The sequence below is a fragment of the Embleya sp. NPDC056575 genome (assembly GCF_042793325.1).
Classification (GTDB): Bacteria; Actinomycetota; Actinomycetes; order Streptomycetales; family Streptomycetaceae; genus Embleya.
On record NZ_JBHTVA010000043.1, the window covers coordinates 80,681 to 92,105 of the forward strand.

The 11,425-nt window shown below is 71.2% G+C and carries 9 protein-coding genes; 3 read left to right on the plus strand and 6 right to left on the minus strand.

Going from position 1 to position 11,425, the window contains the following annotated elements; all coding sequences use genetic code 11:
- Positions 1-14: 14 nt before the first annotated feature.
- Positions 15-440: an ankyrin repeat domain-containing protein gene (locus ACFRCG_RS30330; RefSeq protein ID WP_380037272.1), complete on the plus strand. Its 426-nt coding sequence runs from the start codon at positions 15-17 to the stop codon at positions 438-440.
- Positions 441-517: 77 nt separating this feature from the next.
- Complete coding sequence (locus ACFRCG_RS30335; protein ID WP_380037274.1) at positions 518-1,192, plus strand: hypothetical protein; 675 nt, start codon at positions 518-520, stop codon at positions 1,190-1,192.
- A 132-nt stretch (positions 1,193-1,324) separates the two neighbouring features.
- On the opposite strand, the gene ACFRCG_RS30340 is transcribed toward ACFRCG_RS30335, so the two are convergent.
- From ACFRCG_RS30340 to ACFRCG_RS30350, 3 genes are all read right to left on the minus strand, one after another.
- Positions 1,325-2,692, minus strand: a complete 1,368-nt coding sequence (locus tag ACFRCG_RS30340) for a M16 family metallopeptidase (RefSeq protein ID WP_380037276.1) — start codon at positions 2,690-2,692, stop codon at positions 1,325-1,327.
- Positions 2,689-4,026, minus strand: a complete 1,338-nt coding sequence (locus ACFRCG_RS30345; RefSeq protein WP_380037278.1) for a M16 family metallopeptidase — start codon at positions 4,024-4,026, stop codon at positions 2,689-2,691. The genes ACFRCG_RS30340 and ACFRCG_RS30345 overlap by 4 nt, the downstream gene beginning before the upstream one ends.
- 164 nt (positions 4,027-4,190) lie before the next feature.
- Positions 4,191-4,619: an SRPBCC family protein gene (locus ACFRCG_RS30350; protein ID WP_380037280.1), complete on the minus strand. Its 429-nt coding sequence runs from the start codon at positions 4,617-4,619 to the stop codon at positions 4,191-4,193.
- 170 nt (positions 4,620-4,789) lie between these two features.
- On the opposite strand from ACFRCG_RS30350, the gene ACFRCG_RS30355 reads away from it, so the two are divergent.
- On the plus strand, positions 4,790-7,045 hold the full coding sequence (locus ACFRCG_RS30355) for an ATP-dependent RecD-like DNA helicase (RefSeq protein WP_380037282.1): 2,256 nt from the start codon (positions 4,790-4,792) through the stop codon (positions 7,043-7,045).
- A 119-nt stretch (positions 7,046-7,164) separates the two neighbouring features.
- Here the strand turns inward: ACFRCG_RS30355 and pssA are convergent, their stop codons facing one another.
- From pssA to ACFRCG_RS30370, 3 genes are all read right to left on the minus strand, one after another.
- Positions 7,165-8,013, minus strand: a complete 849-nt coding sequence (gene pssA / locus ACFRCG_RS30360; protein ID WP_380008098.1) for a CDP-diacylglycerol--serine O-phosphatidyltransferase — start codon at positions 8,011-8,013, stop codon at positions 7,165-7,167.
- The gene (locus tag ACFRCG_RS30365; RefSeq protein ID WP_078977923.1) at positions 8,000-8,662 is read right to left on the minus strand and encodes a phosphatidylserine decarboxylase; all 663 of its coding nucleotides are present in this window, start codon (positions 8,660-8,662) and stop codon (positions 8,000-8,002) included. Before ACFRCG_RS30365 ends, pssA begins: the two co-directional genes overlap by 14 nt.
- Positions 8,663-9,055: 393 nt before the next feature.
- Positions 9,056-10,756, minus strand: a complete 1,701-nt coding sequence (locus tag ACFRCG_RS30370) for an amidohydrolase family protein (protein WP_380037284.1) — start codon at positions 10,754-10,756, stop codon at positions 9,056-9,058.
- Positions 10,757-11,425 lie beyond the last annotated feature (669 nt).

Sequence of the window (11,425 nt, forward strand, 5' to 3'; positions counted from 1 at the left end):
GCACGGAGGTCGTCATGAGCGAGCAGCAGCCCCAGTCGCGGCCGGAGTCGCCGTCCGCCGCGGACGAGCGCGCCATCGAGGAGTTGGCGGGGCGCATGTTCGAGGCGGCGCGGGTCGGCGACGCCGAGACGCTGGGCACCTACCTGGACGGCGGGCTGCCGGCGAACCTGGCCAACGACCGGGGCGACACGCTGGTGATGCTCGCCGCGTACCACGGACACGCCGACGCGGTACGCGCGTTGCTGGAACGCGGCGCGGATCCGGACCGGGCCAACGACCGCGGCCAGACGCCGCTCGCGGGCGCGGTCTTCAAGAACGAGCCGGAGGTGGTGGCGGCGTTGTTGGCGGCCGGCGCCGACCCCGACGCGGGCACGCCGAGCGCGCGCGAGACCGCGCGGATGTTCGGCAAGGAGGACATGCTTTCGGCGACCGGTGGGTAACAAAACCATGACCCTCCGTCAGTTCCCGCTTGCGCCAGGGACAGCCGGGCGTGAGGGCATCGGGGGAGGCGCACACGATGTCCGACCAAGCCGCGATACCGCGACTCGACCTGGACGGATTCCCCACGGGCGCGGGGCTGCTGCACCTGCGATCGGATCTGCCCGAGGCCCTGGACGGAACGTTCTCCCCCTGGTGCGATCGACACCACGACGACCTGCTCAAGGTGCCCGGCTTCCGGCGCGCCCGCCGCTTCGTGTTGTGCGGCGCGTTCACCAACGGTGAGGCCGAGGCCGGGCCGCCGGCCGCGCGCTACCTGACCGTCTACGACCTCAAGCACGTGGGCGTGCTCGCCGCCGCGGGCGACGACGTGCACGACACCGCGCGCACCCCGCTGCCGCCCGAACTGATCGGCGCGATCACCTCGTCCCGGCTGGACTGCCGCGAGGTGCGGCGCTGGCCCAACGTGTCGGTCAGCCGGCTGTTCCCGGCCGGCGACAAGGTGTTGCACCTGACCGCGCACGGCTCCGGCACGGCGATGGGCCGCTGGTTGCACGAGGAGGCGGTGGCCGAACTCCTGCGCTCACCGGGCGCGGTGGGCCTGCGCTGGTTCGACGCGGGCAACGGCCTGCACGTGCTGCTGTGCGAGGTGAGCGGCCCGATGTGGCCACTCCCCCCACACGTACCGCAGGACCTGGGCCCGGCGGTATGGAGCGGCTACCGCCAGGTGTACCTGGCCGACGCCCCCACCTGACCACCCCTTCGCCGACCGATCGACCAAGGGACCCGATCGGCCGCGCCGAAGCCCGCGAAACCCCGGCGTGGAAGCTCGAGGCACCGGGTGGAGCGGGCGGGCACACCACCCAACCGAGCCGCACCCGCAGCGTCACACCTCGGACCGCACCACCTCGAAGCCGGCCGCCTCCAGGTCCGGAACCACCACCGAGGCATCGCCCTCGACCACGACGGCAAGCTCGTCGGGCCGCAGATGCGTCGCAGCCGCCCGAGAGACCGCGGCCCGATCCGTGGACCCGATCTCGGCATACTCACGCGTCACGTGATCGTCCGGCAGGCCATGCACGATCGCCTCGATCAACCTGCCGCCGATGCCGCCCGGCGTCTGCAGGTTGATCGGCATGCTGCCCAGCGCGTGGGCACGGGTCGCGGCAAGCTCGTCGTCGGTGACCCCGTCGGAGTGCATCCGGCGGATCTCCGCGATCGTGTCCACCACCGCCGCGGCGGTGACCTCGGTGTGTACCGCGGCGGACATCGTGAACGTGCCCGAGCGCCGGCCGTGGCCGAAGCTCGCGTGCGCGCCGTAGGTGTAGCCCTTGACCTCGCGCAGCAGGTGGTTGAGCCGGGAGCCGAAGCTGCCGCCCAGCACCTCCGCGCACAACTCGATGGCGATCAGATCCGGCGTCGAGCGCGGCGCCGCGGTGTGTCCGATCCGCAACACGGACTGCACCGCGCCGGGCCGGTCCACCACGATCGCCTGCCGGGTCGAGGGCGCGCCGGTGAACTCGGCGAGTTCGGCGGGGTGTCCGGTGCCGGTCGCGCCCGCGAAGACGATCGTGCCCAGCGCCCGGAGGTCGATCGTGTCCAGGTCGCCGACCACGGCCAGGGTGCCGGGCGCGGTCATCCGGGCCGCGTGGAAGGCCCGGATCGCGTCCGCGGTCAGCGCGGCGGCGGTGTCCGGGGTGCCGCCGAGCACCCCGCCGAGCCGGTGTCCCGGTCCGAACAGGGCCTGTCGGAAGGCGAGTTGGGCGCGGGTGCCGGGCTGGGCCCAGGCGGTCTTCAGGGAACGCTCGTGGTCGGCGAGGAAACGCTCGACGTCGGCGTCGGTGAAGGCCGGGCGGCGGATCGCCTCGGCGACCAGGTCCAGGCCCTCGGCGAGCCGGTCGGCGGGCAGGTCGATGCCCACCTCCTGGGTCTCCCACCCGCAGGCGATGCGCCATTGCGCGCCCAGGGCCTCGACGGCCACGCCGAACGCGTCGGCGTCGCGGTCCAGGCTGCCCTCGTCGAGCAGGGAGCAGGTGATCCGGGCCAGGCCGTCCAGGCCGACCGGCTCGTGCAGCGCGCCGCTCTCCATGACCGACTTGGCCCAGGCCAGGCGGTGTCCGGGCAGGTGCGCGCCGACCACCTCGCCGCCGGCCACGGTGACCCGGCGGACCTCGGGGAAGCGGTACGGGCGCGGCTCGGTGCCGGTGGGCCGCTCGGCGACCAGGGTGTGTCGGGTTCCGATGTGTGCGCTCATGCGGCGGCCTCCGGCTCGTTCGTGTCGATCCGGGCGCCCGCCTCGGCGGCCTCGGGCAGGAACTCCAGCACGATGCGGTTGTCCGCGTGCAGGATCTCGCGGGCGACGCGGTGCACGTCCTCGGTGGTGACCGCGAGCAGGTGGTCGAGGTGGTCGCGGATCGACTCGGCGTCGCCGAAGCGGGTGGTGAAGCGGCCGATCGCGTCGGCCCGGCCGCCGGCGGTGGACAACTCGCGCAGCCAGTCGCCGGCGAGCATCGCCCGTACCCGGTCGAGTTCGGCCTCGGTCACCCCCTCGTCCGCCACCCGGTCGCACACCGCGACATAGGCGTCGAGGAGTTCGCCGGGTTCGGTGCCCTCGCTCGGCGCGCACGAGCCCATCAGGACCGACTCGTGGTTGAGGTAGCCCCACGCGGACAGGAACGCGCCGGTGGACTGGGCCAGATTGCGGGCGGTGACCAGCTCGCGGTACAGCCGGCTGCCCCGGCCGCGCCCGACGACCGCGGCGAGCACGGTCGAGGCGGGCGCGTCCGGGGTGCCGAAGCGCGGCGCCCGGTGGCACAGGAACAGGCGCGGCGTGGGCACGTCCCGGTACACCGTCACGTGCCGCCCGGCGCCGAAGCGGGCGGGCAGCGGGTCGGGGGAGGGCTGCGGGAAGGAGCCGCGCGGGGCGATGCCGCCGAAGTAGCGCTCGGCGAGCGCGACCACCCGGTCCGGGTCGACGTCGCCGACCACGGTCAGCACCGCGTTGTCCGGCGCGTAGTAGGTCTCGTGGAAGGCGGTGAAGTCGGCCAGTTCGGCGCTGTCCAGCTCCTCCATCGAACCGATCGTGGACGTCGCGTAGGGATGGCCCGCCGGATAGGCGAGGGCCGTCATCTCCTCGCTCCAGGTCCCGTACGGCACGTTGTCGTAGCGCTGCCGGCGCTCGTTCTTGACCACCTCGCGCTGGTTGTCCAGGGTCTCCTGGGTCAGCGCGAGCGAGCCCATCCGGTCGGCCTCCAGCCACAGCGCGAGGTCGAGCCGGCCCGAGGGCACCGTTTGGTAGTAGTTGGTCCGGTCCGGGTTGGTCGACGCGTTGATCCCGTCGCCGCCGCAGCCCTCCACGGCGGCGAAGTGGCCGCCCTTGTCGACGTGCGCCGAGCCCTCGAACATCAGGTGCTCGAAGAGGTGGGCGAAGCCGTGCTTGCCCTCGACCTCGTGCCGCGAACCCACGTCGTACCAGAGGTTGACCGCGGCGAGCGGCACCGTGCTGTCGGGGCAGACCACCACACGCAGACCGTTGGCGAGCCTGGTCCGGTGCAGGGCCCACGGGAAGTGGGCGGAAGTTGACGGCACGTCAGGTTCCTCCGGGGGTGCGGCGATCGACGACGGACCGCCATTGTTTCAGGCGGACGCGCCGAGCGGGCGCGACTGCGGACGCACGACGACCACCCGCCCCGGGTACGCGCGCGGGGCGGGTGGTCGTCGTGCGCGGTCGTCGGGCGTGCCGCGCGGGGGAGCTACTTGACGAGCGCGGCGAACTTGGCCAGCGACTCGATCAGCGCCTCCTGGGTGGCCTTGGTGACCTTGCCGGCCATCATCTGTACCGCGCCGCCCTTGACCTCGGACTCGATCCGCAGGATCGAACCGTCGCCGGACGCCTCGACGATGAAGGTCTCGGTCATGATCACGCCCATCGGGCCCTTGCCGTCGAGCGCGAGGGACTTGCCCGCCTCGACGCCCTTGATCGTCCACTTGATGTCCGCCGGGAAGCCCATCAGCTTCATCTTCTCGTCGTACGCCACGCCGGCTTCGAGCTTGTCCGGGGCGCCGTTCGGGAACTCGACGTGCGGGACCATCCATTCGCCGAAGACGCTGTAGTCGGTCAGCTTCGCCCACACGGCCTCGGGACTGGCAGCGACCTCGACCTGCTCGTTGATGACGGGCATGCGTGTGTCCTCACGGTTTCGATCTGTTTCGATCTGCGGAGAGCTTGCGGCTCGGAGCCTGGAGTGCACGGAACGTACCGCCGATATGTGACACAGTCAATGGTGTCGGGGAGCAAAAAGAGAACGTGTTCTAGTTACCGTGTCGCCCCCGTTGACTACGCTCGGGCGGCATGACGAGCACGCTGCCGGGGATACCGCCCGGCCCGGAATCCGGGGCCGGGGGAGGGGCCGTCCTCGAAGCCGTGCTGGAGCGGATCACGTACCAGAACGACGAGAACGGCTGGACCGTCGCCCGGGTGGACACCGGCCGCGGCGGCACCGAACTGCTCACCGTGGTCGGCGCGCTGCTCGGCGCCCAGCCCGGCGAGTCGATCCGGATGCGCGGCCGGTGGGGCAGCCATCCGCAGTTCGGCAAACAGTTCCAGGTCGAATCGTTCAGCACCGTGCTGCCGGCCACCGTGCAGGGCATCCGCCGCTATCTCGGCTCCGGGCTGATCAAGGGCATCGGCCCCAAGACCGCCGACCGCATCGTCGAGCACTTCGGGGTGCGCTCGCTGGACGTGATCGACGAGGACGCCACGCAGCTCATCCAGGTCCCGGGTCTGGGACCCAAGCGCACCAAGCTGATCGCCGCCGCGTGGGAGGAACAGAAGGCGATCAAGGAGGTGATGGTCTTCCTCCAGGGCATCGGCATCTCCACCTCCCCGGCGGTGCGGATCTTCAAGGAGTACGGCGACGCGTCGATCACCGTGGTGCGCACCGAGCCCTACCGGCTCGCCGCCGACGTGTGGGGGATCGGCTTCAAGACCGCCGACGCGATCGCCAAGGCGGTCGGGATACCGCACGACGCGCCCCAGCGGATCAAGGCCGGCCTGCAGTACACGCTGTCCGAGGGCTCCGACAGCGGCCACTGCTACCTGCCCGCCGACGTCCTGGTCGCCGAGGCGGTGAAGATCCTCGACGTGCCCTCCGACCTCGTGGTGCGCTGCCTGAACGACCTGATCGGGGAGGAGGGCGTGGTCTGCGAGGAGTTGCCCGGCCCGGTGACGGTGTCCGGGACCCAGGGTGATCCGGTCCAGGCGGTCTACCTGGTGCCGTTCCATCGCGCCGAACTCTCCCTCGCCGGGCGGGTGCGCGCGTTGTTGGGCGCGCGCGAGGACCGGCTGGCCGCGTTCGCCGACCTGGACTGGACCCGGGCGCTGACCTGGCTGCGCGGCCGGACCGGCACGGCGCTGGCGCCCGAGCAGGAGCAGGCCGTACGGCTCGCGCTGACCAGCAAGGTCGCGGTGCTCACCGGCGGGCCGGGCTGCGGCAAGAGCTTCACCGTACGATCCGTGGTCGAACTGGCCCGCGCGCGCGACGCGAAGGTGATCCTGGCCGCGCCCACCGGCCGGGCCGCCAAGCGGCTCGCCGAGCTGACCGGATGCGAAGCGGCCACCGTGCACCGGCTGTTGCAGCTCCAGCCCGGCGGCAACGCGGCCTACGACCAGGACAAGCCGCTCGACGCGGACCTCGTGGTGGTCGACGAGGCGTCGATGCTGGACCTGCTGCTCGCCAACAAGCTGATCAAGGCGATACCGGCGGGCGCGCACGTGTTGTTCGTCGGCGACGTGGACCAGTTGCCCAGCGTCGGCGCCGGCGAGGTGCTGCGCGACCTGCTCGCGGCCGAACGGGTGCCCCGGGTGCGGTTGACCCAGATCTTCCGCCAGGCCCAACAGTCGGGCGTGGTGACCAACGCACACCGGATCAACGCCGGCCGCCCGCCGGTCACCGACGGGCTGAGCGACTTCTTCCTGTTCCCGGCCGAGGAGACGGAGGACGCGGCCACGCTGACCGTGGACGTGGTCGCCCGGCGCATCCCGCGCAAGTTCGGTCTGGACCCGCGCCGCGACATCCAGGTGCTCGCCCCGATGCACCGCGGCCCCGCCGGAGCCGGCGCGCTCAACCTGCTGCTCCAGCAGGCGCTCACGCCCTCGCGCGAGGGCCTGCCGGAGAAGCGGTTCGGCGGGCGCGTCTTCCGGGTCGGCGACAAGGTCACCCAGATCCGCAACAACTACGACAAAGGCGCCAACGGCGTCTTCAACGGCACCGGCGGGGTGGTCATCGCGCTGTCCCCCGAGGAGCAGAAGCTCGTGGTGCGCACCGAGGAGGACGAGGAGGTCGACTACGACTTCGCCGAACTCGACGAGTTGTCGCACGCGTACGCGGTGACCATCCACCGCTCGCAGGGCAGCGAGTATCCGGCGGTGGTGGTGCCGGTGACGACGGGCGCCTGGATGATGCTCCAGCGCAATCTGCTCTACACCGCGATCACCCGCGCCAAGCGCCTGGTGGTCCTGGTCGGCTCGCGGCGCGCGCTCGGCCAGGCGGTGCGGACGGTGTCGGCGGGCAAACGGTTCACGGGGCTGGCGCACCGGTTGCGGTAGGGGTGGTCCGGGACCTCGGCTCACCCGACCCCGTGAGGCCCGACCCCGGGCCCGCAAACGCCGGACGCCGCCACCCCGAGGGGTGACGGCGTCCGAAGCGGTGGTGCGGGTGCCGGCCGCTAGCGGATCATCCGCAGGCCGATGCGCTCCACGCCCTTGCGGGCCATCGCCATCGCGGGCACGAGCAGGGCCAGGGTGACCTGGGTGGTCGCGCCCATGTTGAGCATCCAGTCGCTGCCGGGCGCGTCGGCCGCCCAGGCGATCAGGCAGCTCATGCTCAGCGCGATCCCCGCCATGACCAGGATCGCCATGTTGCCCTGCGGCTTGGGGTACTCGATCCGACTGACCATCAGCCCGGACACGGCCACGATCAGCACCGCGGCCGGCGTGAACGGCAGGTCGAGCAGCACGATCGAGACGACCGTCATCGCGCCCATCGGGATGGGCATGCCCTGGAACACCCCTGGGCGCCCCGGCGTGGTCGCGAATCTGGCCAGCCGAAGGACACCGGCGATCAGTACCGACAGCGCGACCAGCACCGCGGCCGGCGCCTGACCCGCGTTCACCGGCACGGCGGCCCAGGTGACCACGAAGAACGCCGGCGCGACACCGAAGGTGATCACGTCCGCGAGGTTGTCCAGCTGCGCGCCGAGCGAGGACATCCGCAGCTTGCGGGCGACCATGCCGTCACACAGGTCGCACAACGCGCCGACCAGCATCAGCACCACGGCCGCCGCCATGCCGCGCTCGGCCGAGACGCCGACGTCGCCGCCGCGCTGCGCCATCACCGAGCAGGCGAGGAAGTAGATCGCCATGAAGCCGCACGCCGCGTTGCCCAGCGTGAGCACGTCGGCGACCGAGATCCGCGAGGACAGGCACGCCTGCGGATCGTCCTCGACCGGAGTGCCCAGGATGTTCAGCTCGGCGACATCCAGGTCGGCCGTATCGTCGTAGTCAGTCCCGGTCAAGACGTGTCTCTCCCGCCGTCGTCCGTTGTCCCACGGTCACCGCGGGCTCGACGCCCGGCGGCAGGTACACGTCCACGCGCGAGCCGAACCGGATCAGGCCGATGCGGTCGCCGCGGGCGACCTCGGTACCCGGCTCCAGATACGGCACGATGCGTCGCGCGACGGTGCCGGCGATCTGCACCAGCTCCACGTCGCCGATCGCGGTGTCGAAGATCCACACAACGCGCTCGTTGTGTTCGCTTTCCTTGTTGAACGCCGGAACGAATCCGCCGGCCTTGTGCTCCACGGACTTCACGACGCCGTCGAGCGGCGCACGGTTCACGTGCACGTTCAACGGGCTCATGAACGTCGCGACCCGGGTGCGGCCGTCGGGCCAGGGGTCGATGCTCTGGACCACGCCGTCGGCCGAGGCGATCACGCCGTCGCCGATGACGCGCTCCGGGTCACGGAAGAACCACAGCATGCCACCGGTGAGCGCCAGCGTCGGCACGGCCGCGAGGGCCCAGCGCCGGTTGCGCAGTGCGGCCAAACCGGTCAACGCGCCGGTCACGGCCGTCGGCACCAGCCAGGGAGAAGCTCCCTTGGCCAGGCGCGGCCGTTGCGTCGGCACGAACCCCGCCGAAGCCGGCGAGGGGGAATCGTCACTCATCGAGAACCTTTGTCGGGGGGCGTGCCCGTCGGTAACGGGCGGCACTCGGCGGATGCTACCTAGACGGAGGGCCATCGCGCTTCCGGCGGTGATTGCTCACGACGTACCGACATTGCCCAAATCGGTGCAATTCGGACGCCGATCGAGCCATTTTCGGTCGTGGAACCGGTTGCCCGTATCCACAAGGTTGCCCTCCGCGCATGCCCGCTGTGAAGAGGCCGCGGTCCCGCTCCCCGTACGCGGTCCGTGGCATCGATCACGTTGGCCGTAGCGTCCCTGTGGCGCCTGCCCCATGGTGAAGGCCAGGCCGGATCGTCACGAAACCGTGACACGGCGGGGGGTCGGTGACCCACCGCCGTGTTCCAAGGGTAAGGGGAGTTATGTGACGTTCCGTCAGTCGGGCGACGAAACGAGTCCGACCATCGTGCCCGGCCGCTCCCCGGTCGGCTCGGCGTCGAGCACGGTGGGCACGCCGCGCACGATGGTGGCCCGTACGCCGGCCGGTCCGCGCGTGAAGCGCCACGAGCCGTCCGGGTTGTCGTAGCGCTTCTCCTCCGGCCGCACCTCGATCTCGTCGAGTGCGAACACCACGAGGTCGCCGGCCAGGCCCGGGGCGATCACGCCCCGGTCGCCCAGGCCGAAGAAGCCGGCGAGCTTGCCGGTGAGGTTGTGCACCGCCTGCTCGACGCTCAGCAGGCCGGTGTCGCGCACGTAGCGGGTGAGCAGGTAGACGTTCTCGCCGGAGCCGCAGAACAACTGCAGGTGCGCGCCGGAGTCGTTGATGTTGGTCAGCGTGTGCGGCTCGGCGAACAGGCCGGCCACGACCGGCTCGTCGAACGCGTCCGGGATGCCGCGCAGGCAGGACAGGATCCCGTTGTGGCCGATCCAGGTGGCCAGTGCGTCGGAGATGTGCAGCCCCTCCCGGTCGGCGTACTCCTTGAGCGAGATGCCGAGCGGGCCGTGCCCGGTCTCCGAGATGGCCAGGATCAGCGACTCGGGGCGATCCAGTCGAGATGTCGACGACGAGACCCGGTTGTCCCAGTCCTCGCGGGCCTGGGCCCGCCACCGCGGATCGGCCAGGGTGGCGAGCTTGGTCTCGGCCGGACCGTTGATCCAGTGGTTCCACGCGGCGACCCGCTGGAAGGTGAGCGCACGCTCGAAATTGAAGAACGGCTCCAGCGGTTTATGCGGCACGTTGGGCCAGAAGTCGACACCGTCGGCGCGCAGCCTGCGGTGCAGCGCGATGGTCTGTTCGCGCAGGTAGTCCTCCCGAACGGTGGACGGGATGGCGGTCCACTGGGCCCGGATCCCACGCGGCTTGCAGATGCGGGCGAAGCGCTCCACGTCGGCGTCGATGTTGTCCGGTTCGTTGAACCGGGTGATCAGTTGGAGGGTGGCCCCGGGGTGCCGGGCGAGCACGTCGGCCAGCGCCTCGAACTCGGCGTCCTCGGCGAGCCGGGTGGGCACGGGCTTGAGGTAGCGGTCCTTGTCGAAGACATTGGTCGACAAGCCGATAGCTCCATGAGTCAACGATTCGTCAAGCAACGCGGCCATCTCGGCGATCTCCTCGCCGGTCGCCGCCCGCGCCCAGGACGCCTCCGCGCCCATCACCGTGGTGCGCAGGGTCAGGTGCCCGACGAACCCGGCCACGTTGACGGCGACGGCCTGCCCCTCGACCGCGCCGCGGTACTCCGGCCAGCGCTCCCACGTCCACGGCACCTTGTCCTGGAAGGCGGAGAGCGGAAGGTCCTCCAGGAAGCAGAACAGATCGAGCACGGGCCCACGCGCGCTCTCCCGCAACGGCGCCACCGACATCCCACAGTTGCCGAACACGACGGTGGTGGTGCCGTATGCGGGCAGCGGATCGAGGTCCGGGTTCCACCACATGGCCCCGTCGACGTGCGTATGCGCCTCGATGAACCCGGGCGCGACGTAGGCCCCGCTCGCCTCGACGACACGCTCGGTACCACCGTCCGGAAGCAACCCGGGGCCGACCTCGACGATCACGCCGCCCCTGATCCGCACGTCGGCGGGGGTGGGGGGCGCTCCGGTTCCGTCGACGACGGTGCCTCCGCGTACGAGCAGATCGGCCATGGGCTTCTCCCTATTACTTGTGCCGGAATCACTTGTGCCGGATTACCGGGGTGGGGCCGGGACGGGCTGGGGCGGGCTGGGTCGGACTGGGACGGGCTGGGTCGGACCGCCGGGGCTCCTCTCGGGATTTACGTTACGTGTTGTAACTTAACTTGGTGAACTATTCAAGAGTGGTGGGGGGTGGTTGACGCGGGAGGTGGGGGCGGGCTCGGGTCGAGCCCTCCGGAGTGCCTTCCCGAGTGCGTCGGGCCTTCCCGGCGGGCGTTGCGGTGTTGGTTGCGGGTGGCCGGGCCGGGGCTGGTCAGAGTCGGTCGTGGGCCGCCGCCGGCGTGCGGGGCTCCGAGGCTCCGGCTTCTGGCGATACGAGCGTGTTGCTCGGCGAAAAACCGGCCGGCAGTGGCGGGTGGGGAGGGCGGCCGGGTCGAGTCTTCCGGGCAGCCTTCCCGAGTGGGCCGGGTGTTTTCGGCGGAAGCTGCGTTTGTGGTTGCGGGACCGGCTGGTGCGGGGCTGGTCAGGGTCGGTGGTTGGCCGCTGCCGGTGGGGGCTTCGGGTGTGGGGTTTCGTCGGGGCGGGTGCCTGGGTCGGGGGAAGGGCGACCTGCGGCGGGTGGCCGGGGAGGGGGTCGGGTTGGGTTCCGCCGGGCTTGCGTTCCCGGGTGGGTCGGGTTGT